Genomic DNA, 387 nt, shown 5'->3' on the forward strand with positions numbered 1-387 from the left:
CCTATACGTTCCGCATCAGCTAACCGAGCGCGGCGAGCTTTTCCTCGGCTTGCCGATCGAGTTCGGCGCGGCTCTTTTTCTCGCTGGCGGTCTTGAGTTGGCCGCATGCCGCATCGATGTCGCGGCCGCGCGGGGTGCGCACGGGTGCCGAGATGCCCGCCTCGAAGACGATGTTCGAAAACGCCCGCACGCGCTCCGGCGTCGAGGTGTCGTAGGGCGCGCCGGGCCAGGGATTGAACGGGATTAGATTGACCTTGGCCGGCAGCTTGTACTTGCGGATCAGCCGGACGAGCTCATGCGCCTCGGCATCACTGTCGTTCTTGTCCTTCAGCATCACATATTCGAACGTGATGCGCCGGGCATTGTTGGCACCGGGATAATCGGCGC

At 63.3% G+C, this 387-nt stretch carries 1 pseudogene; it reads right to left on the reverse strand.

Annotated elements, in window-relative coordinates:
• Positions 1-19 precede the first annotated feature (19 nt).
• Positions 20-387: pseudogene (locus tag D7Y13_RS44760) on the reverse strand (hypothetical protein); the annotation flags it as partial.

The organism is Corallococcus praedator (assembly GCF_003612125.1).
GTDB lineage: Bacteria > Myxococcota > Myxococcia > Myxococcales > Myxococcaceae > Corallococcus > Corallococcus praedator.